This window comes from Rhodococcoides kyotonense, assembly GCF_001645385.1.
Classification (GTDB): Bacteria; Actinomycetota; Actinomycetes; order Mycobacteriales; family Mycobacteriaceae; genus Rhodococcoides; species Rhodococcoides kyotonensis_B.
This window is the reverse complement of record NZ_LVHI01000004.1, coordinates 25,471-51,880: the sequence shown is the minus strand read 5'-3', so window position 1 is coordinate 51,880 and position 26,410 is coordinate 25,471. Positions and strand designations below refer to the sequence as shown.

Here is a 26,410-nt window from a genome sequence, read left to right as displayed (position 1 = left end):
TCAGCCTTCCTTCACGAAGGGCGGGTGCCCCGAAATCGATTCGGCCACAGCGGTCGTCGGCGCACTCTCGCCGCGAGTGTGCTTCCACAGCAGATACGTGGCAACAGCGCCGACCGCCATCGGTACAGCAGAGAAGTAGTACAGAGTCTGCGGCGCGAACACGGCCAACGCGTAACCCACGGCGATCGGAGCGGATATGGAGAACAGACGACCGATCCCGAGCATCCACCCGATCGCCGTCGAACGCACCCCGACCGGGTACAGGAACGGCACGACGGCTGCGGCCGCGGTGATCGCGATGTACGTGAACAGGCCGACGGCGACGGTCAACGCGATTGCGATGCCCGGGTGACCGAACAGCGATGCGAACGCGAGGATCGCGACCGCAGCGATGGCCATGGACGTCCACAACAGACGGCCGGCCGAGATCTTCAGCGTCCAGGCGCCGAAGACGAGGGCGCCGACCAGTCCGCCGAAGCTGAGGATCAGTCCGGCGGTCGTGCCCAGGTCCGCGCTACCGCTGGACTCCTTGACCAATTGGGGTGTCCACGTGTTGGCGAAATAGAACGCGGACATCAAGCAGGAGTACATCACCCAGGTGAGCAATGTCCGGTAGTACGTTCCGCCGGCGAACAGACCGCGCACCGACGCGTTGTTCTCGACGACCGGAGCCAGCGCAGGCCGGGCATTCGGGTCGATCGTGGGGTTGTTCAGCTTCGCGACGAACGACCGAATTCGAGCGTCGGCTTCAGGGGTGTTCCTGTTGATCAGGAAGTCCACCGACTCCGGGATCATGGCGACCGTGACGACGACGGCGCCCGCCGTGATGATCGCACCGAAGACGAACATGACCTGCCACGCACCGTCGAATGCAGCCACGAGCAGCGCGCCGATACCACCGCCGACGAGGCTACCGAGAGGAAAGCCGATCGAATAAACACCCATGATGGTGTTTCTGCGCTTTTCCGACGACATCTCCTGGACGAGAACGATCAGGCTGGCGGCCATACCGCCGATACCGATTCCGGTGACGAAGCGGGCGGCGATGAGGGCTTCCACATTCGGAGACATCGCCGACGCGACCAATCCGGCGAGGTTGATCACCAAGCCCCAGAGGATGAGACGCCGTCGCCCGATCCTGTCGGCGAGAGGGGCGAGGAATATCGATCCCACCGCCATGCCTGCCAGGCCTGCACTGAGCAGGTAGCCCTTCTCGGCGTTGCCGTCGAAGAATCCGTCGGGCAGATGTGGGAGAACGAAGCCCATCACGAACACGTCGAACCCGTCGATGGTGATGACGAGCAGACAGGCTGCGAGCACTTTGTACTGATATCGGGAGATCGGCGACTTCTTGATCGCGGTCAGAACGTCCATCTTGGGTTCCATTCCGAAAAGGGTGTGGGTTCAGTCGAGCACGAAAACGGGCACGAACTCGTGCTCGTTGGCTGCGCCGGATTTGTGAAATTCGGCGTGGACGGACGCGCCGGTCGTGACGTCGGAGTCGGCGACGAGGCGGGTCCACCACCAGGGGCCCTCGTCGAGTTCGACGACGGCGAGCACATGTTGTGGGACGACCTCTCGTTCGGCGTTGCGGCCGTACACGGTCGTCCAGGAGATGACTCGTCCGCGGCCACTGGCGGGTACCCAGCGGTAGTCGGATTCGTCGGTTACTGCAGTCTGCGGCGTGAAAAGCTCTCCGGTGGAGATCTTCTCGCGGAGGAGAAATTGCCCGCGAGCGGTTCCGTCGAAGAAGTCCGCCGTCTGCGCGTCTCGGCGTACCGCGGTCAGCGGGATCGACAGCATTGCAGTCATCGGCCTGCTCCCAACAGAAGAGTCGAGTGGTGATCGAGTACGCCGCCGTTACCGGACACGAGCGCGGTGTCGTGCTTGTCGACCTGACGCGCACCGGCTTGACCCCGAAGTTGAATGATCGCCTCGGACAACGGCGTCATTCCCCACATGTAGTACGAGGACAACTGTCCACCGCCGGTGTTGACCTTGAGCGAGCCGTCGGGACCGAGAACGCCCGGTGTCGACACGAACTCCCCGCCTGCACCCTTGGCGCAGAAGCCGTAGTCCTCGAGCGAGATCATCAGCGTGTAGGTGTAGCAGTCGTAGAGCTCGACCACATCGATGTCGGACGGCGTCAGACCCGCTCGAGCAAAGGCCTTTGGCCCCGATTGTGCTGCGCCGCTGACCAATCCGAAGTCTTCGTTCCTACGCATGAAGTGACCCGGATGGCATTGCGCCGATGCCAGGATGTCCACGGGCGGCTGAGCAAGATCCCGCGCGCGTTCCCCACTGGTGACGATGACCGCAACACCACCGTTGGAAACCAGGCAGCAGTCGAGCAGGTGAAACGGCGAACTGATCATCCGAGATTCCTGATGGTCGGCGAGCGTGATCGGATCACGCATCTGCGCCAGCGGATTCAGGGCGGCCCACGCGCGCTGCGCCACGGCAACGGAACCGAGCTGCTCGGAGGTGGTCCCGTAGGTCTGCATGTGTCGGTTGGCGGCGAGTGCGTACAGCGAGTTGGCGCTGTTGACACCGGTCGAACCGAGAATTCCTTCCCACCCGACTCCACTGGAATTCGCCTGGGCGTACGACGCACCCGTCGACACGCGCTCCTTGAGCGGCGCGTCGGCGAACACGCAGGCGACAGTAGTTGCCTGCCCTGCTTCGATTGCGAGAGCGGCGAATTGGACCATGGCGCCCGCGGTCGAACCATACGACTGCATGACCGACAGCAGCGCGAGGTCCGTGAGTCCCAACTCCTGCGCGAGCGGAAGGCCGAGCTCGTCGGTGACACCACCGCTGATCAGCAGACCGTCGATCTCGTTCAGTTCGATGCTCGCGTCGGCAGCAGCTCTGCGCACCGCGTCGGCGCCGAAGTTGGTTGCCGTCTTCCCGTAGATTCTGCCCATCTCGGTGATGCCGAGACCGGCAATGGACGCCGTCATACGCGTACTTCCTGCAGTGGCAGTTCGACTTCGATCGTGCCGGGACCGACGGTCACGACACCCGAGTTACGACTCACCAACTCGACGGTGACGACGCCCTTGTCGCCACGAAGCTCCTTGGCGACGACGGTTCCGTGCACGGTGGTCGTCGTCCCCACCAGGTTGAACTTCTTCATCGAAAATCCCTTGACCGAACCGATCACTGCGCGATCGCCTGCCCAGTCCCGCACCGCGCGCTCCCACATCCCCATCAGGAACAGGACGTTCGCGTACGCTTCGGGCGCGCCGGACGCCTTCGCGTATTCGGAGTTGTGGTGAATGGAGTTGAAGTCGCGGTTCGATCCCGCGGCCATCACCAGTCGATACATCGACAGTGGGTACTCGGGCACCGGCAACTGCTCACCTTCGGTGACGTCGTCGAAATATGTCGTCATCTGTCTTCCTCGCTCACTGGGTTGTAGGCGTACACGACATTGCGGACTCGGGCGACGACGTCGCCGCGGTCGCTGACGATGTCGTTCTCCCACGAGAGAAATGCACCGCGTCCCAACGATGTCTGCTTGGGGCTGCACGAGATCAGACGCCGCCCCCGGTTGCCGAGTCGCTCGCCGAGAACGACGGGACGCACGAAATCGAGTTCCATGCTCGCCGTGAGAAATCCGCTCGTCGTGGGTCCCGGATAGGGGTCCTCGTTGTTGATCGGACTACGAGTCGGCTGAGCGTCGCGCGCCTCGTCGCCGTAGAGCGTCTCCTCGCCCGGGTTTCGCATCGCGGCGATCGCCCACGACAGAAGACCCGTCGCCGGGGCGATGACGCCCTCGAAACCCGCTGCGCGAGCCGCGTTCTCGTCGTGGTGGATCGGACTGTCGATCTCGAGCGGTTCGAGGTATCGGCGGACGGTACCCGATTCCACCGGGTCACCGCCCCAGCGGATACTGCCGTCCGAGAAGTCTTCGCCGACGCGGTCGACGAGTTCGTCCCACTCCGCCACCCACGACGGACGGGTATCCGTCAATTCTGCGGTCATGCCAGTGCCCCTTCGTTTTTCAGTGCGTCGATTCGTTCGGCCGAGAAGCCGAGGATGTCGCGCAATACGTAATCGTTGTCCTGGCCGCACACCGGCGCGGCACGGTCGACACTCAGCGGTGTGTCGCCGAGCTGGTACCGCGGACCCTCGACGGTGACCCTCCCGTGCAGAGGATGATTCAGTTCCACGAGGTGACCACGGTGACGAAGCTGCGGATCCTCACAGAAAGCCCGGCTGTCGGCCGACACGTGGGCTGCGATACCCACGCGCTGCAGCAGGTCTTCGAGATCCTGCGCTCGGTGACGCGCGGTCCAGTCGGCGACGAGGTCGTCGACCTCGTCGGCGCGGTCGATTCTGTCACCGGCAGCGCCGAACTCGTCGATCGCGTCCGGAACATTCATGATCGTGGCCAACATGCGCCACTGGTCGTCGTCGCCTGCGGTGATCGCGATGAAACGATTGTCCGCACACGGATACACCCCGTTCGGGGAGAGTGCGGGGTCGGAGTTCCCACGACGCTCGACCACATCGCCCTCCGCGAAATACTTGGCCAGGTAGGGAGATTGGAGATACGCGCCTGCTTCGACCTGTGAGATGTCGATGTAGGTTCCGACGCCGGTCTGTTGACGTCTCAACAGTGCCGCGAGAAGTGCCGCGAGCCCGAAACGTGGTGCGAGATAGTCGGTGTACGGCCCGAAGGGTCCGACGGGGAGTCGATCCGCCCATCCCACCACGGATTGGAACCCGGACAGCGCTGCGCCGACGTTTCCGTACCCGGCGAGTCCGCTGTAGGGACCGTCCTGACCGTTGATGGAACTGCTGACCATGATCAGACCCGGGTTGGTCTCGCGCAGCGTCTCGTACTCGAGCCCCCACTTCTTCATTCGACCCGGCGCGTAGGACTCGAGGACGACGTCGGCCCAGTTCGCGAGCGATCGTGCGACCTCACGCGCCTCGGGCACCCGAAGGTCCAGTGAGACACCGAGTTTGCCCGCGTTGACGTTTCCGTACAGCGCAGAGTTCTCGTGTCCCGCGATGCCGTTCTCGAACGGAGGCATCAGACGGGCCGTCTCGACCTTGGTCCCCGACTCCACTCGAACGACCGTCGCCCCTGCGTCGGCGAGCGCCCGCCCGACCAGCGGCCCTGCTACGACCCACGACATGTCGAGAACCTTGACCCCGTCCAGCGGCTTCACGACGCGTTCTCCATCGCCCGGTCGCCGACCCACTCGCCGAGTACTTCGTCGGTGTGCTGGCCGAGCGTCGGGGCCGCCGTGCGCACCGACAGTGTTTCCCCGGTGATCTTCGCGAACGCGCCTGGCAGTCGGATCTGCCGGCCGGCGGCGTCGGACACCGTCGAGTAGAACCCGCGTGCGCCGAGCTGAGGACTGGACACGACGTCGCCGGTGTCGTAGACCGGCACGCACAGAAGCCGGCGCTCCCGCGCAGCCTCGAGAACCTCGTTCTTGGTCTTGCCTGCCAGGAAACGGGCGACAGCACTGCGGGCCTCGTCCAGCCGAGTGCTGTCGAATTCCCCGCGAGCCGCCATCTCCGGCACCGTCCGCCAATCGATCGCGGCGTACTCTGCGTACTCCTCGTTCTCTGCCGCCATCCATTCGAAGAACGCCGTCGTGAACGCACCGGACGCCGGCCCGACGGAGAGGTGGAACTCGATCAACCCGTCGACGCAGATCCATTTCTTCTTCGCCGGATCCGTACCGGACCCACTGCCGGACTGGTCCATCTTCTTCGCGGGGCCGTCGACGAGCTTCTCCCACTCGGGCGCCACATCGCCTGCGGTATGGGCCAGAACCCTACCGAGAGTGGCGGTTCCGAGACACGCCTGCGCAGACACGTCGACGTGCTGGCCCCGGCCGGAACGCTCACGAGCCAGCAACGCGAACAGGGCGCCGTCTGCTGCATCGGCAGCCGCGTGCAGAAACGCCTGGGGAATAGAGATACGAACCGGAGGACGATCGCCCTCTCGGTGCGGATCGAGCGGGCCACCCGCCGCCCACACGGCAAGATCGCTCGCGGCGTACCGTGCTTTCGGGCCTGTCGAACCGAACGCCGAAATCGAGACGTAGATCAGCCGCGGGTGTCGAACGTGCAGCTTGTCGAAGCCGAGCCCGAGCGACTCCATTCCGCCCGGGCCCGCGGACTCGATGACGACGTCCGCCTGCGCGATCAGGTCGTCGAGATGCGCGCGCGATTGCGCGTCGTCGAAGTCCACCGCGATGCCGCGTTTGTTCGCGGCGTACGTATCCCAGAAGTAGGACCCGTGCGCACCCATCGGTTCCGCGGTACGAGCTGAACTGCCGGTGACGGGTTCCACCTGCACGACGTCCGCGCCCAGATCCGCGAGGATCCGGCCTGCGAGCAAGCCACGATCATCGGTGAAGTCGAGCACGCGGTATCGCTGCAACAGCGCCATTGCGCCCACCAATCATGAAGAGGGAGAACGCCTTCCCGAGTCATCGGAAGGCGGAACGTTTCTGAACGTTCTTCGTCCGTAAATGAGAACGTACACTCAGTCCAGGCCTGAATCAATGGTTTCGAGTGGTTCAGCTCACAAAATGTTCGAGCGACAGGAGACGGCAGTGTCGGACAATTCCAAGACGGGTCGCCCCCGCGACCCGGACCTGGAACGACGCGTGTTCGACGCTGCAGTCGACATCTTCGGAACCCGGGGATGGGCCAAGTTCTCCATCGAGACCGTTGCCAGGCAGGCATCCGTCGGCAAGGCGTCGATCTACCTTCGATGGCCCAACAAGACCACCTTGCTGCAGGACGCCATCGAGGACCGCATTGCCGTGGTAGCCACGCAGGACTCGGGAGACATCCGTACCGATCTCCTGGAGCTCGCCCGCCACACCATGGGTCTGTATCTCGGAAGCGCCGGTCGAGCCATCTTTCGCATGGCGATCGAGGGCAACACCATTCCCGGCGTCACCGACAAGTTCGCCGAGTTCCGGGATTCGCAGACCCTCGCCGCTCGCGACATGGTCCGCAGGGCCATCGCACGCGGAGAACTGCCCGCCGACACCTCGGTCACGCTGCTCCTCGAAACACTGCTCGGAGCGATCATTCTCCACACGCTCAGCACCCCGAAGTCGTTGGACGACGAAGTGCGGGCGCACTCCGAGGAGTACGCCCGCACGTTGGTCGACCACGTTCTCGGATCTATGCGCTGACGATCCCGCGACGCGCGAGTGCGCCGAGTTCGTCTGCGGTCAAGTCGAGTTCGCCCGTCAGGATCTCGGCAGTATGCTCGCCGATCCCGGGAACGCCGTCGTACACCGGGCCGTCGTAGCCCTTCATGTGCAGGACCGGCCCCGGCATCAGAACCTTGCCGAGGACGTCGTTACCGGTGATCTCCACCAGAGTCCGCTCGAGGAAGTGCGGGTCCTCTACGACATCGGACGCATCGTTGACCGGGGCGCTGACCACCTCGAACTTCTCGAGAGTGCTCAGTACCTCGGCTCTCGGCATCGTCCTGCACCAGTCGATCACCATCTTCTGAACGTCGTCGTTGTTGCGTAGGCGATCCGCGTTGGTCGCGTAGCGCGGATCCTCGATCACCTCGGCCTTCCCCATCGCGGCGAACAGCCGCTTGGCAATGGCCTGGTTCGACGCGGCAATGGACAGAAACTTGCCGTCGGCGGCCTCGTAGATTCCGCGCGGTGATGCCGCGCCGGTCGAGTTGCCGATTCGCTGCTGTATCTCTCCCGTCGCCGTGTACTTGAGAAACATGTCACCGACGATGAACATCAGCGGCTCGTACAGAGCTACGTCGACTTCCTCACCGACACCGGTCTTCTCGCGCTTGAACAGCGCCATTGCCACGCCCATCGCTGCGGCGAGGCCTGCGATCGAATCCGCGAAACCGAACGGCGGCGACGTCGGCGGGGATTCGGGCCATCCGTTGACGTTCGCGAAACCGCTCGCCGTCTCCGCAACCGTGCCGAATCCCGGCAAGAGCCGGTTGGGTCCGGTCTGGCCGAAGCCCGAAACCCGTGCCATCACCAAGCCCGGATTGTTTCGGCGCAGCTCGTCGAACCCGAGCCCCCATGCCTCGAGCCGGCCGGGACGGAACGACTCGATCACGACGTCGGCACCCGCGATCAGCTTCTCGACCAGCGCGCGCCCCTCTGCGTCACGGAGATCGATTCCGACGGAACGCTTCCCGGCATTGAGTCGTGAAAACCCGAGCGAGAGCCCCTCCTTCTGCGGAACCCATTGCCGCGCATAGTCGCCCGACGTCGGGTCTTCGACCTTGACGACGTCGGCCCCGAAATCGCGGAGCATGCGTCCCGCAGTCGGTGCCGCGTACATCGTGCCGAGTTCGACGACCTTCACCCCTGCCAGAGGTCCGGTGGCACCCATCAAATCCTCCACTGAATGTGCTTGACCTCTAGGTATTCCTTCATTCCCCATTCGCCCAGTTCACGGCCGACACCGGACCGTCCGTACCCACCGAACGGGGCGTCCGGACGCATCGCGCCGCCGCCGTTGATCCACACGGTGCCCGCACGCACTTGCTCGGCAACGCGCCGCGCCTCGATCGGGTCGTCGCACCACACGTTGGCGGCGAGTCCGTAGGCCGTGTCGTTTGCCAGCCGAATGGCTTCTTCGGTGTCCTTGAAGGGCACGATGACGGCCACCGGGCCGAAGATCTCCTGCTGTACTGCCCGAGCACTGTGCGGAAGGTCGCCCAGCAGAACAGGATTGACGAACCACCCCTTCTCGGGCAACGGCTTGGTGACCTCGAGCAGCTTCCTGCCACCGTCGTCGATCGCGCCGTCGACGAAACCGTTGACGCGAGCCTGGTGATCGGGACGAATCATCGGGCCGATGTTGGTGGCCGGATCCCATGGATCGCCGACGACCATCTGATCGAACGCCGACGCGCCCGCCTCGAGGAACTGGTCGTACACGCTGTCGTGCACGAGGAGCCGGGCCAGAGCCGCGCATCCCTGGCCTCCGTTACGTGCCCAGCGGAGATGCATCTCGACGGCGATCTTCTCGACGTCCACGCCTTCGAGGACGATGCTCGGCGACTTGCCCCCGAGTTCGAGCGTCACCCCCGCGAGGTTCGCTGCTGCCTGTTCCATGATCTTCGCGCCGACGCCGTCGGAGCCGGTGAAGGACACGCGATCGACGCCAGGATGCGACGAGAGCTGTTGCCCCACATCGGCGCCACCGACGATGACGTTCATGACGCCGGGCGGCAGCCCTGCTTCCTTGATCAGGTCTCCCAGGAAGAGGGTGGTCAGCGGAGTGCGCGGCGACGGCAGCAGCACCACGGTGCATCCCGCGGCGAGCGCGGCGCCGAACTTGAAGATCGCCAGATTGAGCGGGTAGTTGTACCCGGTGATGGCGGCGACGACTCCCACCGGCTGGTGAACGACGTCGCTCATCGTCGGGACCGGCTTGTCGTACTCGCCGAGATGGATCGTACGGTCGGTCTTCGCTGCCTCCGCTGCCCACCGAAGATGTTCGTCGACAGCCATTTTCACCTGCAGGTACGACGCCAGAGAGACCGGGCAGCCGACTTCGTTGACGATCGAGGGCAACAGGCGGTCGGCGGCCTTCTCGAGTACGTCGGCGAAGCGATGCAGATACTTCGACCGCTCGGCGCCGCTCAATGCAGCCCACGCCGGAAACGCTTTCCGTGCCGCGGCGACCGCAGCGTCGACCTGGCTGCTCGACGCTCCCCCGACCGTCGCGAGAACGTCCTCGGTGGCCGGGTTGTACACATCCCATGTCTCGCCCTGCGGCGACGCGTCGGTGTCCCCGATCAACAGAGTGCGCGTGCTCGGAACCCAATCCTGTTGTACCTCTGCCACTGCGGTCATCTCACGCACCTTCCTTCTGCAGGTCTTGCCCTGACAGGTCGTTCCTGCCGGCTCCGCTTCCCGGAAGCTTGGCCATGAGGCCGACGCGTTCGAGGAGGCAGACGAGCTCGTCTCGTTGATTGAATCCCTTGTGCTCGAACCAGACGATGCCCGAGTCGTCGCGACTCTTGGACTCGCGCTTGTCGAGGATGGTCGTCTCGGCCCGCAGTGTGTCACCGTGGAACACCGGGTTCGGGAACTTGACCTTGTCGTAGCCGAGGTTGCCGAGCGTCGTACCCATCGTCAGCTCGGGCACGTGGAACGCGCCGATCAGCGCCACGGTGAAGAGACTGTTGAAGACCCGCTGTCCGTGAATGGTCCCCTTGCAGAACTCGGCGTCGAGATGCAACGGCTGGATGTTCATCGTCAAGGACGTGAACATGACGTTGTCCATTTCGGTCACGGTTCGTGTCATTGCATGCTTGTAGTGCTTGCCGACTTCGAACTCTTCGAAATACAGTCCTCTCACTTACTTCTCGCCTCTTCTCGTGATGGCTTCGGCGCGCTCCAACCACTGGACGGCCTTTTCGTAGTGCGCCTTGTCGATGTGCAGTCCGCGATACCGCAGGGCGCCGGTCCCCTGCGCCTCCGCCTTCTCGTACGCCTCCGCCATGCCGCGGTAGAACTCGATGTCCTGCTGCGTCGGGCTGAAGACCTCGTTGACCGTCTCGACGTGCGACGGGTGGATCGCGATCATGCCGCGGAAACCGAGCTGCCGACCCCTCGTCGCGAAAGCTCGTAGACCATCGAGGTTTTCGAGGTCCTCCCACAGTCCGGTGAGCGCATGAATCCCGGCCTCGCGGCAGGCGAGCAGAACACGGCTGCGTAGGTACAGCGTCTCCAGTCCTTCGGCGGTCCATTCGTATCCGACCTCGCGAGCGATGTCGGCGTGTTCGGCCGACGGCCCGATCATCGCGCCGACGCGGGGTGACGCAGTCGCGACCTCCAGGCAGTTGTGGATCGCCTTCACCGTTTCGACCGGAACGATGTACTCGAGTCCGTCGACGCCGTTGCGCGCCTCGAAATGATCGAGCAAGGCATCGTATTGCAGGACGTCGACGGCTTTTTCGATCTTCGGTGCGAACACTCCCGTCAACCCGGGTACGACGACCGACTCCAGGTCGGCTCCCGCCAGACGGGTGGCCAGGGGGTTCACGCGAACGAACAATCCGACGTCCGAGTTCGTTTCCCTGACGCGTCGGATCGAGTCCGCGACGACGGCGCGAGCGGATTCCTTCTCGGCGGCGGGAACCGAATCCTCCAGATCGAGTACGACACAGTCCGCCCCGGACGCAACTGCTTTGTCCACCCATCGTGGACGATGGCCGGGAACGAACAGAATGGAGCGGTACGGCTGCATGTCAGCTGTCCTCTCAGTAGCTACGGGGAAGGCCGAGAACGTGTTCGGCGGTGTAGTTGAGAACCATCTCCTGGGAGATCGGCGCGATCCGCATCAGCCGTGACTCGCGGAAGTACCGTTCCACGTGGAACTCCTTGCCGAAGCCGAACCCACCGTGAACCTGCAGGGCCGCATCGGCGGCGAAGAATCCCGCTTCGGCGCACAAGTACTTCGCGGCGTTGGCTTCTCGTCCACACGGCAGACCGGCGTCGACCATCCAGGCAGCCTTGTCGACGACCGCGGTCGCGGCATCGAGCTTGATACGTGCCTCGGCGAGCTGGAATGCGATGCCCTGGTTCTTGCCGATCGGCCGGCCGAACACTTCGCGTTCCTTCGCATACTGCGTGCCGCGACGCAACGCGGCTTCCCCGATACCGAGCGCCGCGTTGGCGGAGATGACGCGTTCGGCGTTGAGCCCGCCCAGGATGGTGCGGAAACCGTGGCCGACCTCGCCGACCACGTCGTCGTCCGCGACGAAAAGTTCGTCGATGAACAACTCGTTCGTATCGACGGCGTTGCGTCCCATCTTAGGGATGGGACGAATCTGCACCTTGCTGCGATCCATGTCGGCGAACAGCAAAGTCATTCCGGCAGTGCGCTTGTCGCCGTCGGCTCGCGGGCTGGTGCGGCACAGCAGCAGCATCTTCTCTGCTTCCTGCGCCTTCGTGATCCACACTTTCTTCCCGGAGACGAGGAAACCGCCGTCGACCTTCTTCGCGAATGTCTTGATATTGGTGGTGTCGGTTCCCGCGTCGGGTTCGGTGACCGCGAACGACGTGTGCAGTTCTCCGGTGACGACGCGCGGCAGGTATTTCTTCTTCATCGCCTCGCTGCCGTGGTGGATGATCGGCTCGAATCCGAAGATCCCGATGTGCACTGCGCTGCATCCACCCATACCTGCGCCCGACGCCGAGATCTCGCGTTCGACGATCGCCGCCTCGGTCACGCCGAGACCACCACCGCCGTACTCCTCGGGAACGGTCAGCCCGAGCCAACCGCCCTCTGCGACAGCGTTGTAGAACTCCCAGGGGAATTCGTGACTCTCGTCGTGCTCCATCCAGTACTCGTCGGGGAACGCCTTGCACAGTGTCTTGACCGCTTGACGAATGTCGTCGTGCGTCGAGTTGCTCGAAAAGTCCATCGACTTGCTCCTGCTCTAGGCGACCGGCACCGCAGTGCGATCGAACGTATCCGCGGTGACGCCTTCGTCGCGGAGAACCGCCTTACGCACTTTCTCCGACGGCGTCTTGGGCAGCGCGTCGAGGAACCGGACGTAGCGCGGCGTCGCGAACGCTGGAATCCGTCCTTCGCACCACTCGAGAATGGCTGCGGGATCGGCATTCTCGCTGAGCACGACCGCGGCGAGCACCTCGTCCTCACCTGCTTCTACGTCGGCGGGAACGCCGATGACGGCGCATTCCACCACTGCCGGATGTCCGAGAACCGCCTGCTCGACCTCGTAGGAACTGATGTTCTCACCGCGTCGGCGCAGCGCATCCTTGTACCGGTCGACGAAGTAGAACCACCCGTCCTCGTCCCGACGCAACGCATCTCCCGTGTGGAACCACAGGTTCCGCCATGCTTCGAGCGTCTTTTCCGGCATCCCGTAGTAGCCCATGCTGCAAGTCCACGGCTGTACCGGGCGCACGACGAGTTCGCCGACCTCCCCGACCGGGACCTCGCGATCGGTTTCCGGGTCGACGAGCCTGATGTCGAACCAGTCCGACGCCACCTTGCCTGCCGCACCGGGCGGAATCTTCTCGCCGTACGGCGTCAGGATCGGGGCGCACGTCTCGGTCAGCCCGAACGCGTTGACGAACGCCTCGATACCGTAGCGCTCCTTGAACTGTTCGACGACCGTGTCGGCGATCGGCGCCGCGTACACCGCGCGGAGCTTGTTGTCGCGGTCGTTGTCGCGGGGTGCTTGCTTCCACGCGAAGTCCATCATCACACCGACGAAATTGGTGACCGTGACGCCCGAGTCGCGCACCATGTCGATCCACCGGCTCGCACTGAATTTCGGATGCACCACCGCGCTCGCTCCTGCGACGAGTGCCGGGTAGACGGCCATGAACTGGGCATTGCCGTGGAAGAGCGGTGTCGTCGTCATGTAGCGATCGGCGGGTGTCAGCCGGGTCAGCGACACGACTTCCTGAGCGAAGAAGTACAGCTGCGAATGCGGCATGGCCACACCCTTGGACGGGCCGGTCGTGCCCGAGGTGAAGAAGATGGCACCCAGATCCTGCGCCCGCGGTGCAGGCACCGAGACCGCAGTGCCGTTCTCCAGCTCGTCCCACTTCTCGGCCTGCCAGCCGTTCTCGCGCAACAGCGCGACCGCCTTGTCCGCCGTGCCGGTATCGATGACCCAGAACTTCTCGATGCCACGGCAGTGATCGGCGATCGCGACGAAACGCTCGGCGAACGTGTCGTCCACGACGGCCCACCGTGCCCCGACGGTGACGATCTGGTGGCGAAGGAACTCACCCTCGTAGTTGGTGTTGATCGGAACCTCGACCGTGCCGCCGACGGCAGCGGCGAACCAACTACGCACCAAGCGTGAGGAATTCATCGCCATGATGACCACGCGGTCACCTTGCAGGGCTCCGGCGGCGTGCCACGAACCGGCGATGCGTTCGGCGGCGTCGAGGATCTCGGCGTAGGTGAACTCGAGGCCCTCGTCCGGCGTCACCAGAAACGTCGCGTCCGGAGTCGCGGCCGCGTGCGTGCGCAGAACGTGATCGAGCGTCCACGTCTGCGGGTCGGCGAAATTCGGATGCAGATCCCGGTAGGTCGCGTTCACGAGAAGTCCCGGAAGGGTTCGAGAGCCAACATCGACGGAACGACGTCCTTGCCGAGCCGCTCGATGGCGGCGATGGTCTCGTCCCCGTCCATCGTCGGCCACTGCGGACGTAGCAGCAGTGGGTCGACTGGGAGCGTGGTCACCAGGTCCGTGAGCTTCCCGACGACGTCGTCCGCAGTTCCGACGATGACGTGATCGGAGACCGACTCGGCGAACTGGTTCGCAAGGTCGCGGCCGGCCATGACGTCGAGACCCTTTGCGGCGTAGGTCAGATAACGACCTTGGGCGACGCGCGCGTATTCGACCATCGCCTCTTCCTTGCTGTTCGCGACGAGCACGTTGCGACGGAGCGGCTGCGATCCGAATTCCTTGCCGCGGGCCTCGAAGAGCTCTTTCACGACGCGATAGCGCTCGATCACCTCGTGCTTCGGCGTTTCGGGTGGCACAGCGTAGCCGTCGCCGTACTTGCCTGCGCGGCGCACGCCTCCCATTGCGTGCGCGCCGATCCAGATCGGAACGTGCGGCTGCTGCACGGGATGGATGTGCGGCTTGACCCCGTCGAGCTGGAAGTACTTGCCCTCGAACGAGACCTCGTCCTGGGTCCAGAGCTGCTTCATGATCTGCAGGGACTCGTCGAACCTGCCTGCGCGCTCCCTGTAGGGAATCTGCAGATAGTCGAATTCCTCAGGCCGGTAACCCAATCCGGCGCCGAAGATCAGACGCCCCTCGGTCACGACGTCGAGGGTCGCGATCTCTTCAGCCAGGAGAACCGGGTTGTAGAGAGGTGCGATCATGATCTGAGTGACGAGCTTCGTGGTCGGCGCGACGTGCGCGGCGAGACGAGCGAGCAGCGGAACCGGCTGCAGCCAGCGAAGATCGCCGTACAGGAAGTGCTGGCCGATCGCGATGTAGTTGAAACCGTTCTCCTCCGCCGCCGCGACGATCCGGAGAATGTCGTTGAACTGCCTCGACGGTGACACCGACTTGGGAACGTCGCTGAGCAGTAGGCCGACCTGAACCATGAAAAGCCCTTTCCTTCTGTGCTATTGAGCGGTGAGGCCGCCGTCGACGGGGATGGTGACGCCGGTGATGTAGCTGGCGTCGTCACTGTTCAGAAACGCGATGACCGACGCGATCTCTTCGGGCTCGGCGCCGCGGCCGAGCGGGATGGTGGCGACGAAGTCCGCAGTCAACGCCGAGACGTCGGCACCGGGCTCGCGTCCGAAGAACTGGGCGAGCATGGGCGTCTTGACCTGCCCCGGGCAGATGACGTTGACACGGATGCCGTCCTTGGCACCGTTGAGGGCGAGAGCACGACCGAACGGGACGAGCGCACCCTTGGTCATCGAGTAGATCGGGCTGAACGGAGAACCGATCAACGCCGACGTCGAGGAGGTCAACGTGACCGATCCCTTGCCGCCTGCCTTCTTCAGCAACTCGAACCCGAGCGTCGTGGAGTAGTACGCACTCTTGACGTTGACGTCGATGTTCTTCTGCCACGCATCGTCGCCCACCTCGAGACCGCCGGGTCCCGGCATACCTACTTGCGCGTGCAACGCGTGCAGGACGCCCTTCTCCTCCTCGATCCGGGCGAACAACGCGCGGAGATCGTCGTTGTTCGTCGCGTCGACGGTGACCGCTGCGGCACGTCCACCCTCTGATTCGATCTCGGCGGCGACTTTCGACGCGGACTCCTCGCTGAGGTCGGTGACGTAGACGAACGCGCCTTCGGAGGCGAGTCGGTGACTGATCGCACGGCCCATTCCCGAACCGCCGCCGATGACCGCTGCGATGCGGCCTTCGTAACGCTGCATTGTTGTACTCCTTCTCAAGTTACTCGTCTATTCAAGCGCGTTGATCGAACGACCGTCCCAGTAATTCGGAAACTATTCGGGTCCGCTGCATCGTCGGCGTACCGCCGGCGAGTGCCCACCCGTGCGCGTCGCGGTGCATGCGCTCGATGCCGAACTCCTCGGTGTAGCCGTTGCCGCCGTGCAGCTGCATCGCGAGATCGGTGACTTTCTTCGCCATCTCGTTGGCAGTGCACTTGGCGAGCGACACGTGCAGCGAGTTGGGCAACTCTTCACCGTCGGTCACCGACGCCGCAGCCCGCTGCAACAGCAGCCGCGCGGCCTCGACCTGAAGCGTCATGTCGGCGATGGTCATCTGGACGGCCTGGAACTCGATGAGCGGCTTGCCGAACTGCATCCGCTCCTGGACGTAGCGGATCGACTGATCGAGGGCAGCTTGTCCCAGCGCGAGACTCATCGTCGAATTGCCGAGGCGCTCGATGGAGAACGCCGTGAAGAGCGTTCGGAATCCACCCGGCCGCACGACGATGTTGGACGCGGGCACCACGACGTCGTCGAAGTAGATGTCTGCGGATGGGATGCCTCGAAAGCCCATGAGCTTCTCCCGAGCTCCGAAACTGACACCTTCGCGATTCGCCTCGACGAGAACCGCGCCGATGCCTTTCGCACCCGGCGCGTCGTTCAACCTCGAATAGACGAGGTAGACGTCGGCTTCGGAACCGTTGGAGATCCACCGCTTGTTTCCGCTGACGCGGACCGTGTCACCGTCTAGCGTTGCCTTGGTGGTCAAGTCCGTCGCTGCCGAGCCTGCGTCCGGTTCGGAAATCGCAACGGCCATCGTGATGTCGCCGGCAATGATTCCGGGCAGGAAGCGCTCGCGCTGCTCTTCCGTGCCGATGCGGGCGACAACCTGGGCAGGTCCCGTGTTGGCCTCGAAGATCTGGAAGGCGGCCGGCCGGCAGTGGTAGGCGAACTCCTCGATCACGTTCAGTGCCAGCTGAAGTGGCGCCCCTCCCCCTCCGAATCGCTCGGGGAGGGCAATGCCCAGCAACCCCAACGACCCGAGGAACCGACGCTCTTCGAGCGGAAATGCCGTTCGGTCCGCGTCCCACTGTGCCGCTTTGGGCGCATACCGCTCGCGGGCGATCTTGGCGGCCACTTCTCTGATGGCGCGTTCGTCGTCCGTAAGAGTGCTGGCAGACATGGCCACCCCTTTCATGCTCATGATTATACTAATCTGGTGTGACCCACGGTACAAGATTCACACCGTCGGGCACTAGGTTCATGCTAAACATAATCATCAATCTCTCGAAGAGTTTCCAGAAACCTGCTTCAGGAGGGTTTTCATGACTCGAGCAGTCATCGTCGATGCCGTTCGATCACCGATGGGCAAGGGAAAGTCGGGCGGGGGCCTGTCGCACCTGCATCCCGCAGATCTGCTGGGCCAGGTGCTGCGGCACCTGGTCGATCGATCCCAGCTCGACGCCGGACTCGTCGACGACGTCGTCATCGGCTGCGTCGGCGGCAACGGCGAGCAGGCAGGCACGCCCGGGCGTCAGGCAGTCCTGTCCGCAGGGTTCCCGGTGCACGTCCCGTCCGTGACTGTCGAGCGAAAGTGCGGGTCAGGCCAGCAGGCAGTCGATTTCGCCGTCCAGGGGGTGATCGCAGGCGCGTACGAGATCGCGATCGCAGGTGGTGTCGAGTCGATGAGTCGGGTGCCGATGGGAAGTGCCTACGGCGACGCGGACCCCTTCGGCGAAGGCGTCCGCAATCGTTTCCCGACGCTCGTTCCCCAGGGAATTTCGGCCGAGCTCGTCGCCCGAAAATGGGCTCTCTCGAGGTCGGAACTCGACGACTACTCGGCGCGCTCGCACGAGCGGGCGTCCGCTGTCGACTTCTCGGGTGAGATCGTGCCGGTCGGCGGACTCGACGCCGACGAGACCATCCGAACGGGTACGACGACCGAGAAGCTGAGCGGGCTCAAGGCAGTGTTCGGAACCGACGAACGACGTGCACAGTTCCCGGATCTCGAGTGGACGGTGACCGCGGGCAATGCGTCTCAGATCACCGACGGTGCGGCGGCGCTGCTGGTCATGAGCGAGGATCGTGCGAAGGAACTGGGCCTGCGTCCACGCGCGAGGATCGTCGCGTCGGCCGTCGTCGGCGATGACCCGCTGTTGATGTTGACCGGTCCGATTCCTGCCACCGAGAAGGTGCTGAAGAAAGCCGGACTCACCCTCGCCGACATCGATACGTTCGAGGTCAACGAGGCATTCGCCTCGGTGCCGCTGGCATGGGCGAAAGAACTCGGCGTGTCGGAGGACGTCCTCAATCCCGTCGGTGGCGCGATCGCGCTCGGTCATCCACTGGGTGCGTCCGGGGCGCGGATCATGACCACCATGATCAACCACCTCGAACGCACCGGCGGACGCTACGGACTGCAGACCATGTGCGAAGCGGGCGGCATGGCAAACGCCACCATCATCGAAATTCCGAGATAAGGAGCCAGAATTCATGGATCTCAGCAACTCGTCCGCCGTCGTCACGGGCGGCGCGTCCGGCCTCGGGCTCGCGACGGTCAAACGGCTCACGGCCGCCGGAGTGCACACCGTCATCGTCGACCTCCCACAGTCCGCGGGTAAGGACGTCGCGCAGGAACTCGGCGACCTCGTGCAATTCGGTCCCGCCGACGTGGCCGATCCCGACGCCGTGGACGCGGCCCTCGACCTCGCCGAGGCGCGGGCGCCACTGCGGTCCGTGATCCACTGCGCCGGACGCGGGGGTACGGTGCGCGTCGTCGAGAAGGACGGAAGCCCAGGCTCGCTGGAGCTGTATACCTCACTGATCCAGACCAACCTGATCGGAAGCTTCAACGTCCTGCGCCTCGGCGCTGCGCGCATGGTGCGCAACGAGCCGGTCGACGGCGAACGAGGCGTCGTGATCATGACGGCCTCCGTGGCCGCATGGGAAGGCCAGATCGGTCAGATCCCGTACGCGTCGGCCAAAGCAGGCGTCGTGGGCATGACGCTCGTCGCGGCCCGGGATCTCGCCCGAAAACTGGTACGCGTCAACAGCATTGCTCCCGGCATCTTCGACACCCCGATCCTGTCACGGTTCTCGCAGGACATTCGCGACGGTCTGGCCGCTCAGATTCCGCACCCGGCACGGCTCGGCGATGCAGACGAGTACGCGAAACTTGCGCTGCACATCGTGGACAACGCGATGATCAACGGTGAGGTCATCCGTCTCGACGGCGCGATCCGAATGGCACCGCGATGACCGTGAAGATCGAGCAGATCGACGGTGTTCAGGTCGTGACCATCGCGCGCCCGGAGGTGCGCAACGCGATCGACACCGCCACGGCGCGGAGCATCGCCGACGCGATGGACGAGCTCGACGAACGTGACGACCTCGTCGCAGGCGTCATCGCCGGAGAAGGTAAGAGCTTCTGCACCGGTATGGACCTGAAAGCCTTTCTCGCAGGGGAGAAACCGTCGATACCGGGACGCGGTTTCGCCGGTCTGGCCGAGACTCCTCCTGCCAAACCGCTCATCGCCGCAGTCGAAGGACACGCCGTAGCAGGCGGTTTCGAGATCGTGCTCGCCTGCGATCTCGTCGTGGCGTCGGAGACCGCGGTGTTCGGACTGCCCGAAGTCAAGCGCGGACTACTCGCCGGCGGCGGCGGATTGCTGAGGCTCCCACAGCGGGTTCCACGTGCTCTCGCCGTGGAATGGTGCCTCACAGGCGATTTCATCAGCGCCCAGCAAGCAACCGACGCCGGACTCGTCAACAGACTGACCCCTGCCGGTGAAGCGTTGTCCACCGCGCTGGAACTGGCCAGGAAGATCGCGAAGAACGGGCCGCTTGCAGTCCGCGCGACCAAGGAGATCATCACCAAGGCACGCGACTGGTCGAACGACGAGCAATTCGCCGAGATGTGGAAGATCTACGAGCCCGTCCGCTCGTCGGAGGATGCCCGCGAAGGTGCGACGGCATTCAAGGAGAAGCGGCCACCCGTATGGAAGGGCCGGTGATGTCGGTCGCCATCGTCACGGGCGCCGCGAGCGGCATCGGCCGTGCCGTCGCTCTCGAACTGGCACGCGGTGGTACCCGAGTGCTGGCGGTGGACATCGATCTGTCGGGCGCCGAGGAGACCGCATCGCTGGCGGCGGGCACGGTGGTGCCGCATCGGGCGGACGTGTCGAAGCCGGACGAGGTGGAAGGTTACGTCCGAGCGGCACTGAGCTCGCTGGGCACGCCGGACAAGTTCTTCAACAATGCCGGGATCGCCGGTGCCAATCGCACGATAGTCGACATGTCCGTCGACGAGTGGTCGTCCACGCTCGCGATCAACTTGAACAGTATGTTCTACGGCCTGAAGTACGTTCTGCCACACATGATCGACGCGGGACGCGGCCAGGTGGTCAACACCGGTTCGATCGCCAGCCTTCAGGGCGCACCGAAACGGGGAGATTACGTCGCGTCCAAGCACGCGACGCTCGGCCTCACGCGGACAGCGGCCGCAGAAGTGCGACAGTTCGGGATCGCGGTCAACTGCATCTGCCCAGGGTCGACCGACACCCCCATCATCGGGAAGTTTCGGGCGTTGCTCGCCCGCGACGGGCAACCGATCCCCGCACAGGGCGTCGGCGGCCGCGGCATGGCGAGCGCCGACGAAATCGCACGCACCGCAGCGTTCCTGCTTCGCGACGACGTCCCCTTCCTGACCGGAACCATGCTCTCGGTCGACGGGGGCGCGTCGGGCCAGTATTGAACGGTCGCCCGATTCGTCCATTTGTATTGCTACGCATCATTAATATGGATAAGGTAATCCGCATCACATCATTCGAGCGGAGACTCCACCTTGACAACTCCTGCCGGCGAACGCCTGTTCAAGATCGTCGAGATTCCTGCCGTCGTCGGACTGTTCGCGATGATGGTACACACCGTCGCAAACGCATTCTCGCGCACCGTCTTCGGCGAGCCGATCACGGGAACACTCGAACGCGTCCAGTACTGGTACATGCCTCTGGTGGTACTGCTGGGCTTCGTCATTGCAATGCACCGCGGTGAACACGTCTGGGCCGACATGTTCTTCACACGGTTCCCCCGAGCATCGAAGCGCTACGTCGCGGCGGGCGCGAGCATCGTCTGCGCAGCGGTGTGCATCCTCGCAGCCGTGTACTCGTTCGCGCACGCCCAGCACAACCGCGCCATCGAACTGACCGCGGGCCTGACCGATATCGCAGCATGGCCGCTGACCTACCTGGTCCCGATCACGTTCGCGATCTTCGGCACCCAGTACCTCGTACTGACGTCGAAACAGTTGCGCAACAAAGAGATCGACGACGCCGGATCGGCTGTGGCCGTCGAGCCCGAAGCCGCCACGACCGCCGAAACGGAGACAGCCCGATGACCGCCGTCGCGACCCGGGAACGCCCTCGTCCCCTTCCAGGACGTGTCCGCGCAGGCCGATTTCCCACAGGATCGGTCACGCTGACGGTATTCGTGCTTGCCGCAGCGGGGTCGTCGGTCGGGATGTTCCTCGGCGGCTCGAAGGAAACCATCGGCGTGCTGTCGATCGTTCTGCTGCTGAGCCTGATCTTCCTGCGCATGCACATCGGATTCGCGCTGCTGGTGTCCGCCCTTCTCGGAATGTGGGCGTTGCGCGATTTCGGCGTGGTGACGAGTACCGTGAGCAAGCTGCCGTACCACAACGTCGCGCAATGGACGTTGAGCGTCGTTCCGATGTTCGTCTTCATGGGACTGCTCCTCTGGCGTTCGGGTGTGACCGAGAAGCTGTACGACGTAGCTCGCACGTGGCTCGGATGGATGCCAGGCGGTCTGGCCGTCGGCACCAATCTCGCCGGCGCCGGATTGGCGTCGGTCAGTGGTTCGACCGTCGGAACCACATACGCCCTCGCGCGCATCGGAATTCCCGAGATGCTCCGAGCGGGATACGACAAACGACTGGCGATCGGGTCGGTGATGGCCGCAGGACTTCCGGGCCAGCTGATTCCGCCGTCGATCACACTGGTGGTCTTCGCGGGCATCGCCGAAGTTCCCGTCGGAGAGCAGTTGCTCGCCGGCGTCGGACCCGGTATCGCGGTGGCGATCCTGTTCAGCATCGCGCTGATGGCCGCCGCGGCGGTCGTGAAACCCAAGACGCCCGAAAGGGTCTCGACAGACGTGGCGTCGCCAGCTGCCAAATGGCGTGCGCTGGCGTCGGTGTGGCCGGTACCGGTGCTCGTACTCGTCGTCGTCGTCGGTATGTTCTCCGGCTTCTTCACCGCGACCGAAGCAGGCGCGGCTGCCGCGATGGTTGCGTTGTTCGTCGCGCTGTTCGCACGTCGGCACGATCGTCCGTGGTCGGCGGTGAGCGAAGCAGCAGTAAGTGCGGTTGCCAGCACGGGATCGATCTTTTTGATGCTCCTCGGCGCCACTGCCCTGTCGCGCATGCTTCCGCTCACCGGACTGACCACCGGATTCACCGACTGGACAACGGGTCTCGGCCTCAGTGCGTGGCAGTTCCTGGGATTGATGACGGTGGTCTACCTCGTCATGGGCATGTTCCTGGACGCCCTCGCGATGATGCTGCTGACCGTTCCACTGCTGATTCCCACGCTCGCTTACCTCGACATCTCGTTGCTGTGGTTCGGAGTGTTCGTCGTCTTCATGGGCGAACTCGCGGTCATCACTCCACCCGTCGGGATCTTGTCGTACATAGTCCACGGTGTCGCCCAGGACCCGGAAGTCAACCTCGGCAACAAGATCAGCCTTCGCGACGTCTTCGCGAGCGTCGCCTGGGTCATGCCGATCGCGTTGATCTTCGTCGTCCTCATGGTCCTCTTCCCGCAGGTGGCGACCTTCCTTCCAAGCCAGATGGGTGGGTAAGAATACGGTGTTCGGCTACAGGAAGTCTCTCCCCTGCGCGGCTGCAGTCGCCGCGTCTCTCGTCGTCACATCGTGTGCGGCGATCTCCGCACCCGCAGGCGGTGGACCCGGAATCGAGTTCGGCGCAACCGCAGAGGAGTACCGTGACGCGTTCGACGAGATCGAGCCCATCCACCTCTACGCTCAAACTCCAGGCCCACAGGGGTCGTTCGTGAGCGACAAGATGGAGGTGTACTACGACGCGGTGACCGAGTGGTCCGGCGGCAAGGTCACATTCGAGATCTTCTATGCGAACGCCATCGCCGGGGCCACGGAGATCGACGACGCGCTCGGCGATGGCCGCACCGACATCGACGGGTTCGCCCCCGCAAACCAGCCGGCCGAATACCCCGCCGTCAACACGCTGATCAACGCGTCGTTCCTGGGCGACATGTCGCCTCTCGCCGGCATTCTGCAGTCGCACGCCTGGCTGCTCGAATCTGCTTATGCGACGGACGAAGTCGCACAGGAGTTCGAGGACAACGACATGCACCTGCTGATGCCGTCGTACAACGGCGGCGGGATGGCGCTGCTGTGCACCGACGAGGCGCGGACGCTCGATCAATTACGCGGACGGCAGATTGCTGCCGCCGGACGTACACAGGGTGCGCAGATCAGCGGACTCGGCGCGATCCCGGTGAGCGCCTCGTACTCCGAGCTGTACGAGAGTCTGCAACGCGGCGTCGTGGATTGCACGGCTACGTCGATACAGAATGCGGTCCTCGGTGGCTATCTCGACATCACCCCAGAGGTGATCATCGAGCCCGAAGCAGGATTCGCGCTCACCTTCGGGTCGGTCGCGTTGAATCAGAACCGCTGGGAACGCTTGCCACTACTCGTTCGGCAACTCTTGTTCGATCGGCTCGACGTATTCCTCGAGACCAACATCCGAACGGCATGGGAGGCGATGGTTCAGGGTGTGCACACCATCCAGAACGCGGGAGGGACGATCAGCGATTTCGCACCCGACGCACGCGATCGACTTCGGACGGTGAACGCCGAGCAATTGGAGACATTGAAGAATTCGACTGCACTCGAGGATGCGGCGTCGTCGTTGACCCAGTGGTCGGACACCGCGGACCGTTGGAGTGTCCTCGTCCGAGAGCTCGGATACGACGAGTCGATGACCTACACCGAGTTCGCGGATTTCTACGACGACGAAGCGGTCGATCTCGGACCGTATGTCGACGCCGTGTTCGACGAGATCCTGCTTGCCCACCGGCCGACCGCGCCGCAGGACGACGCATGAGCGATCCGGTAGCGGTCACGGTCGGCGCGGAAGCGGTGTCCATCTCTGCCATTCGACGTTTCGTCGAAGCCCACGAGATGACCGATCCCCGGTACTCGGACCCGGTGAATCCGATTGCCCCCTGGGCGATGCTGTCGTCGTTCTCGATGCCTGCCTACTGGACACCGGGTGACGCCACGCTGCCCGACGACGTCCTGCCGCCGCTGCCGTGGGATGCGTGCGGGATACCCGCGGCACAGTCGATGACCAATCGGATGGAGTTCGACTACTTCGAGCCACTACGGCCGGGCGACGTCGTGACCACCGAATACCGCGTCACCGGCGTGACTCCCAAGCGGACGAGCGTCGGCGACGGTTCGTTCGTCGACTTCGAGCTCACGTTCCTCCGACAGGACGGGGTCGTCGTCGCGATCGAACGATGCAGTGTGTACCGGTACTTTCCTTTCGAGGATCCACGATGACAGTGCAGTTGCCCGAAGTGCGGCTTCCTTTGACGTTTCAACGACTGATCATGTCGGCCGGGGCGAGCCGCGACTTCGCGCCCGCCCACATCGACCCCGACGCTGCCCGGGCCGGCGGCGCACCCGGGGCATATGCAGACGTCATGTTCGTGCTCGCCATGTTCGAGCGATGCGTCGGCGAGTGGGCCGGTGGACGTGGAACGCTGCAAAGTCTCGACGGGATTACGCTCCACGGATTCGTACTTGCAGGCGAGGACGTCGTCGTTCGAGGAGTCGTGACGCAGGAATGCGACACGTCGACGACGGTCGACCTCGTCCTCGTTCAAGCAGCCGATCGACGCGCCGCGTCGGCAACAGCCGTGGTGCGCTGGGAAGGTGCATGATGCTCCGAGCCAACAGCCGCATCGAGACGATGAGCGAGCAGGACGCACGGAGCTTCGTCGACGCGGCAATCGTACGCGCCGTACGTCTGGCCGCGGCCGAGTCACCGTTCCACCGGTGGTTCTACGCAGAGCACGGCGTCGACGTCGAATCCGTCACGGACGCAGTCACGTTCACGACATCGGTACCGGTGGTGCGCAAACGCGACTACCTCCGATTCCAGGAACGCTTTCCCGACGCCTGGCGGGCCGACGCACGACAGATCCACTCGACCAGCGGAACGAGCGGTGTGGGCAAGGAGCTGCACCGTCGAACGTCGCACGACCTGGCTTCGCTCGGAACAGGTGGTGCCTACCAGTACTTCTGGGCCGGGTTGCGACCGGGAGAGCCGATTCTGTTCACGATTCCGTACTCGCAGACGATGGCAGGCCCCTACTTTCAAGCCACGGCGACTGCGGCAGGCATGGTGCCGATCAACGGGTTCACCGGCTCGACCGTCGAACGGATCGAGATGCTGACGAGGTTCGGCTGCACCGGGGTGTCCATCACGCCGTCGTACCTGCATCGCATGACCGCCGAAGCCAAGCGAATCGGATTCGATCCCCGGCACGACGGGTGTGCGCTACGCGCGATTTTTCTGTCCGGTGAGCCCTACGGAGTCGAGTGGGCCATCGAGATGCAGCAGTTCTGGAACGCCACAGTCCACGAGGGATGGGGGGCGACCCAGACCCTCGGCGTGGTCATGGCGACCAGGTCCGGCGCTGTCTCCGGCCACGGACGCGGTGTCCTGCACGGGATCGGACACCGCTGCTTCATCGAGGTTCTCGGCGACGATGGAGCACCGGTTCCGCCGGGAGAACGCGGCGAGATCGTCGTGACGACGCTGCGCACCCGGGGCACTCCCAGTATCCGGTTCGGAATGGGTGACAGCATCAAGCTCCTGCGCGACGGCTTCTTTCCCGAGTTCGAGGCCGGTTCCATCGGTCGCATGGACGACATGATCAAGGTCAAGGGCATGAACATCTGGCCGAGCGCGGTCGATGCCGTCGTGTTGCGCGATCCCGTCCTCGACTACCGAGCCACCGTCCACACCACCGAACAAGGCAGCGAGACAGTCGATCTCGAACTCGAAGTAAGCGGAGACAGGCATCCGGCGTTGTGCGATCGAATCGCAGACGCGGTGAAGCGGGACATCGGTATCTCGATGACGGTGTCGGTGCTGCCGCCAGGGACGCTGGGAGAGCAGCACTTCAAGTCACGGCGATGGACGGACCGGAGGGCAGTGCGATGAGCGAACTGACAGACGAACTGGAGAAGGCACGTAGACATCTCGATGCCGTAGCGTCTCGCGTGGCTGAACTCCCCGAGTCGCCGATACTGGTCCAGTTCTGCGAACGAATAGATGCCCTCGTGGACGAACTGGCCTGGGAACTCGGCACACAGAGCTGATCGATCGCGTGGCCCGTCGAGAAACTGTCCGGCCCGAGTG

At 64.1% G+C, this 26,410-nt stretch carries 28 protein-coding genes; 12 read left to right on the top strand and 16 right to left on the bottom strand.

What is annotated here, in order from left to right:
* Genes A3K89_RS03330 through A3K89_RS03300 form a run of 7 tightly spaced genes read right to left on the bottom strand, consistent with a single transcriptional unit; the run spans position 1 to position 6,424 of the window.
* Positions 1–1,386, bottom strand: coding sequence for an MFS transporter (locus A3K89_RS03330; protein ID WP_240931025.1), 1,386 nt, complete (start codon positions 1,384–1,386; stop codon positions 1–3).
* An 18-nt stretch (positions 1,387–1,404) separates the two neighbouring features.
* Entirely contained in the window at positions 1,405–1,812 is a 408-nt protein-coding gene (locus tag A3K89_RS03325; protein WP_068421787.1) for a Zn-ribbon domain-containing OB-fold protein, read from the bottom strand.
* A complete protein-coding gene (locus A3K89_RS03320) occupies positions 1,809–2,963 on the bottom strand; it encodes a thiolase family protein (RefSeq protein WP_068421784.1) in 1,155 nt (384 codons plus the stop codon). The genes A3K89_RS03325 and A3K89_RS03320 overlap by 4 nt, the downstream gene beginning before the upstream one ends.
* Positions 2,960–3,397, bottom strand: a complete 438-nt coding sequence (locus A3K89_RS03315; protein WP_068421780.1) for a MaoC/PaaZ C-terminal domain-containing protein — start codon at positions 3,395–3,397, stop codon at positions 2,960–2,962. Before A3K89_RS03315 ends, A3K89_RS03320 begins: the two co-directional genes overlap by 4 nt.
* Positions 3,394–3,990, bottom strand: a complete 597-nt coding sequence (locus A3K89_RS03310; RefSeq protein WP_068421778.1) for an FAS1-like dehydratase domain-containing protein — start codon at positions 3,988–3,990, stop codon at positions 3,394–3,396. Before A3K89_RS03310 ends, A3K89_RS03315 begins: the two co-directional genes overlap by 4 nt.
* Positions 3,987–5,186, bottom strand: a complete 1,200-nt coding sequence (locus tag A3K89_RS03305) for a CaiB/BaiF CoA transferase family protein (RefSeq protein WP_254303394.1) — start codon at positions 5,184–5,186, stop codon at positions 3,987–3,989. The genes A3K89_RS03310 and A3K89_RS03305 overlap by 4 nt, the downstream gene beginning before the upstream one ends.
* Complete coding sequence (locus A3K89_RS03300; protein WP_068422219.1) at positions 5,183–6,424, bottom strand: CaiB/BaiF CoA transferase family protein; 1,242 nt, start codon at positions 6,422–6,424, stop codon at positions 5,183–5,185. Before A3K89_RS03300 ends, A3K89_RS03305 begins: the two co-directional genes overlap by 4 nt.
* A 166-nt stretch (positions 6,425–6,590) precedes the next feature.
* Here A3K89_RS03300 and A3K89_RS03295 point away from each other — a divergent pair, with 166 nt between their 5' ends.
* Positions 6,591–7,184, top strand: coding sequence for a TetR/AcrR family transcriptional regulator (locus A3K89_RS03295; protein WP_084423564.1), 594 nt, complete (start codon positions 6,591–6,593; stop codon positions 7,182–7,184).
* Here A3K89_RS03295 and A3K89_RS03290 read toward each other — a convergent pair.
* Genes A3K89_RS03290 through A3K89_RS03250 form a run of 9 tightly spaced genes read right to left on the bottom strand, consistent with a single transcriptional unit; the run spans position 7,174 to position 17,122 of the window.
* The gene (locus A3K89_RS03290) at positions 7,174–8,376 is read right to left on the bottom strand and encodes a CaiB/BaiF CoA transferase family protein (RefSeq protein WP_068422216.1); all 1,203 of its coding nucleotides are present in this window, start codon (positions 8,374–8,376) and stop codon (positions 7,174–7,176) included. The genes A3K89_RS03295 and A3K89_RS03290 overlap by 11 nt on opposite strands.
* Positions 8,376–9,848 (bottom strand): aldehyde dehydrogenase family protein, encoded by a 1,473-nt coding sequence (locus A3K89_RS03285; RefSeq protein WP_068422213.1) that lies wholly within the window; start codon positions 9,846–9,848, stop codon positions 8,376–8,378. Before A3K89_RS03285 ends, A3K89_RS03290 begins: the two co-directional genes overlap by 1 nt.
* Position 9,849: 1 nt before the next feature.
* Positions 9,850–10,356: a MaoC family dehydratase gene (locus A3K89_RS03280; RefSeq protein WP_068421766.1), complete on the bottom strand. Its 507-nt coding sequence runs from the start codon at positions 10,354–10,356 to the stop codon at positions 9,850–9,852.
* Positions 10,357–11,247, bottom strand: a complete 891-nt coding sequence (locus tag A3K89_RS03275) for an HpcH/HpaI aldolase/citrate lyase family protein (RefSeq protein ID WP_068421759.1) — start codon at positions 11,245–11,247, stop codon at positions 10,357–10,359.
* A 13-nt stretch (positions 11,248–11,260) separates the two neighbouring features.
* Entirely contained in the window at positions 11,261–12,427 is a 1,167-nt protein-coding gene (locus A3K89_RS03270) for an acyl-CoA dehydrogenase family protein (protein WP_068421758.1), read from the bottom strand.
* Positions 12,428–12,442: 15 nt separating this feature from the next.
* On the bottom strand, positions 12,443–14,086 hold the full coding sequence (locus A3K89_RS03265; RefSeq protein ID WP_068421756.1) for an AMP-binding protein: 1,644 nt from the start codon (positions 14,084–14,086) through the stop codon (positions 12,443–12,445).
* Positions 14,083–15,108 carry an LLM class flavin-dependent oxidoreductase gene (locus A3K89_RS03260; protein ID WP_068421753.1) on the bottom strand — a complete coding sequence of 342 codons (1,026 nt, stop codon included), beginning with the start codon at positions 15,106–15,108 and terminating at the stop codon, positions 14,083–14,085. Before A3K89_RS03260 ends, A3K89_RS03265 begins: the two co-directional genes overlap by 4 nt.
* 21 nt (positions 15,109–15,129) lie before the next feature.
* Entirely contained in the window at positions 15,130–15,900 is a 771-nt protein-coding gene (locus tag A3K89_RS03255; RefSeq protein ID WP_068421750.1) for an SDR family NAD(P)-dependent oxidoreductase, read from the bottom strand.
* A gap of 31 nt (positions 15,901–15,931) precedes the next feature.
* A complete protein-coding gene (locus A3K89_RS03250; RefSeq protein ID WP_068421748.1) occupies positions 15,932–17,122 on the bottom strand; it encodes an acyl-CoA dehydrogenase family protein in 1,191 nt (396 codons plus the stop codon).
* Between the two features lie 121 nt (positions 17,123–17,243).
* On the opposite strand from A3K89_RS03250, the gene A3K89_RS03245 reads away from it, so the two are divergent.
* From A3K89_RS03245 to A3K89_RS25935, 11 genes are all read left to right on the top strand, one after another.
* Complete coding sequence (locus A3K89_RS03245; RefSeq protein WP_068421744.1) at positions 17,244–18,398, top strand: thiolase family protein; 1,155 nt, start codon at positions 17,244–17,246, stop codon at positions 18,396–18,398.
* A gap of 13 nt (positions 18,399–18,411) precedes the next feature.
* Positions 18,412–19,176, top strand: coding sequence for an SDR family NAD(P)-dependent oxidoreductase (locus A3K89_RS03240; RefSeq protein WP_068421741.1), 765 nt, complete (start codon positions 18,412–18,414; stop codon positions 19,174–19,176).
* Positions 19,173–19,931, top strand: coding sequence for a crotonase/enoyl-CoA hydratase family protein (locus A3K89_RS03235; RefSeq protein WP_068421735.1), 759 nt, complete (start codon positions 19,173–19,175; stop codon positions 19,929–19,931). Before A3K89_RS03240 ends, A3K89_RS03235 begins: the two co-directional genes overlap by 4 nt.
* Positions 19,916–20,671 (top strand): SDR family NAD(P)-dependent oxidoreductase, encoded by a 756-nt coding sequence (locus tag A3K89_RS03230; protein WP_240931026.1) that lies wholly within the window; start codon positions 19,916–19,918, stop codon positions 20,669–20,671. Before A3K89_RS03235 ends, A3K89_RS03230 begins: the two co-directional genes overlap by 16 nt.
* A 90-nt stretch (positions 20,672–20,761) precedes the next feature.
* Complete coding sequence (locus A3K89_RS03225; protein ID WP_068421734.1) at positions 20,762–21,313, top strand: TRAP transporter small permease; 552 nt, start codon at positions 20,762–20,764, stop codon at positions 21,311–21,313.
* Complete coding sequence (locus tag A3K89_RS03220) at positions 21,310–22,791, top strand: TRAP transporter large permease (RefSeq protein WP_068421732.1); 1,482 nt, start codon at positions 21,310–21,312, stop codon at positions 22,789–22,791. Before A3K89_RS03225 ends, A3K89_RS03220 begins: the two co-directional genes overlap by 4 nt.
* Positions 22,784–24,079, top strand: coding sequence for a TRAP transporter substrate-binding protein DctP (gene dctP, locus A3K89_RS03215; RefSeq protein ID WP_254303393.1), 1,296 nt, complete (start codon positions 22,784–22,786; stop codon positions 24,077–24,079). Before A3K89_RS03220 ends, dctP begins: the two co-directional genes overlap by 8 nt.
* The gene (locus A3K89_RS03210) at positions 24,076–24,540 is read left to right on the top strand and encodes an FAS1-like dehydratase domain-containing protein (RefSeq protein WP_068421731.1); all 465 of its coding nucleotides are present in this window, start codon (positions 24,076–24,078) and stop codon (positions 24,538–24,540) included. Before dctP ends, A3K89_RS03210 begins: the two co-directional genes overlap by 4 nt.
* Positions 24,537–24,923: a MaoC/PaaZ C-terminal domain-containing protein gene (locus tag A3K89_RS03205; protein ID WP_068421730.1), complete on the top strand. Its 387-nt coding sequence runs from the start codon at positions 24,537–24,539 to the stop codon at positions 24,921–24,923. The genes A3K89_RS03210 and A3K89_RS03205 overlap by 4 nt, the downstream gene beginning before the upstream one ends.
* A complete protein-coding gene (locus tag A3K89_RS03200; RefSeq protein ID WP_254303392.1) occupies positions 24,920–26,212 on the top strand; it encodes a phenylacetate--CoA ligase family protein in 1,293 nt (430 codons plus the stop codon). The genes A3K89_RS03205 and A3K89_RS03200 overlap by 4 nt, the downstream gene beginning before the upstream one ends.
* Positions 26,209–26,370, top strand: a complete 162-nt coding sequence (locus tag A3K89_RS25935; RefSeq protein WP_167674225.1) for a hypothetical protein — start codon at positions 26,209–26,211, stop codon at positions 26,368–26,370. Before A3K89_RS03200 ends, A3K89_RS25935 begins: the two co-directional genes overlap by 4 nt.
* Positions 26,371–26,410: the final 40 nt, after the last annotated feature.

Excerpts from the sequence above, each read along its gene's own strand:
- A3K89_RS03325 (WP_068421787.1), bottom strand. The coding sequence starts at position 1,812 with ATGACTGCAATGCTGTCGATCCCGCTGACCGCGGTACGCCGAGACGCG.
- A3K89_RS03240 (WP_068421741.1), top strand. The coding sequence starts at position 18,412 with ATGGATCTCAGCAACTCGTCCGCCGTCGTCACGGGCGGCGCGTCCGGC.
- A3K89_RS03270 (WP_068421758.1), bottom strand. The coding sequence starts at position 12,427 with ATGGACTTTTCGAGCAACTCGACGCACGACGACATTCGTCAAGCGGTC.
- A3K89_RS03245 (WP_068421744.1), top strand. The coding sequence starts at position 17,244 with ATGACTCGAGCAGTCATCGTCGATGCCGTTCGATCACCGATGGGCAAG.
- A3K89_RS03315 (WP_068421780.1), bottom strand. The coding sequence starts at position 3,397 with ATGACGACATATTTCGACGACGTCACCGAAGGTGAGCAGTTGCCGGTG.
- A3K89_RS03290 (WP_068422216.1), bottom strand. The coding sequence starts at position 8,376 with ATGGGTGCCACCGGACCTCTGGCAGGGGTGAAGGTCGTCGAACTCGGC.
- A3K89_RS25935 (WP_167674225.1), top strand. The coding sequence starts at position 26,209 with ATGAGCGAACTGACAGACGAACTGGAGAAGGCACGTAGACATCTCGAT.
- A3K89_RS03210 (WP_068421731.1), top strand. The coding sequence starts at position 24,076 with ATGAGCGATCCGGTAGCGGTCACGGTCGGCGCGGAAGCGGTGTCCATC.
- A3K89_RS03260 (WP_068421753.1), bottom strand. The coding sequence starts at position 15,108 with ATGGTTCAGGTCGGCCTACTGCTCAGCGACGTTCCCAAGTCGGTGTCA.
- A3K89_RS03250 (WP_068421748.1), bottom strand. The coding sequence starts at position 17,122 with ATGAGCATGAAAGGGGTGGCCATGTCTGCCAGCACTCTTACGGACGAC.
- A3K89_RS03255 (WP_068421750.1), bottom strand. The coding sequence starts at position 15,900 with ATGCAGCGTTACGAAGGCCGCATCGCAGCGGTCATCGGCGGCGGTTCG.
- A3K89_RS03205 (WP_068421730.1), top strand. The coding sequence starts at position 24,537 with ATGACAGTGCAGTTGCCCGAAGTGCGGCTTCCTTTGACGTTTCAACGA.
- A3K89_RS03310 (WP_068421778.1), bottom strand. The coding sequence starts at position 3,990 with ATGACCGCAGAATTGACGGATACCCGTCCGTCGTGGGTGGCGGAGTGG.
- A3K89_RS03320 (WP_068421784.1), bottom strand. The coding sequence starts at position 2,963 with ATGACGGCGTCCATTGCCGGTCTCGGCATCACCGAGATGGGCAGAATC.
- A3K89_RS03330 (WP_240931025.1), bottom strand. The coding sequence starts at position 1,386 with ATGGAACCCAAGATGGACGTTCTGACCGCGATCAAGAAGTCGCCGATC.
- A3K89_RS03200 (WP_254303392.1), top strand. The coding sequence starts at position 24,920 with ATGATGCTCCGAGCCAACAGCCGCATCGAGACGATGAGCGAGCAGGAC.
- A3K89_RS03300 (WP_068422219.1), bottom strand. The coding sequence starts at position 6,424 with ATGGCGCTGTTGCAGCGATACCGCGTGCTCGACTTCACCGATGATCGT.
- A3K89_RS03220 (WP_068421732.1), top strand. The coding sequence starts at position 21,310 with ATGACCGCCGTCGCGACCCGGGAACGCCCTCGTCCCCTTCCAGGACGT.
- A3K89_RS03235 (WP_068421735.1), top strand. The coding sequence starts at position 19,173 with ATGACCGTGAAGATCGAGCAGATCGACGGTGTTCAGGTCGTGACCATC.
- A3K89_RS03285 (WP_068422213.1), bottom strand. The coding sequence starts at position 9,848 with ATGACCGCAGTGGCAGAGGTACAACAGGATTGGGTTCCGAGCACGCGC.
- A3K89_RS03275 (WP_068421759.1), bottom strand. The coding sequence starts at position 11,247 with ATGCAGCCGTACCGCTCCATTCTGTTCGTTCCCGGCCATCGTCCACGA.
- A3K89_RS03230 (WP_240931026.1), top strand. The coding sequence starts at position 19,916 with ATGGAAGGGCCGGTGATGTCGGTCGCCATCGTCACGGGCGCCGCGAGC.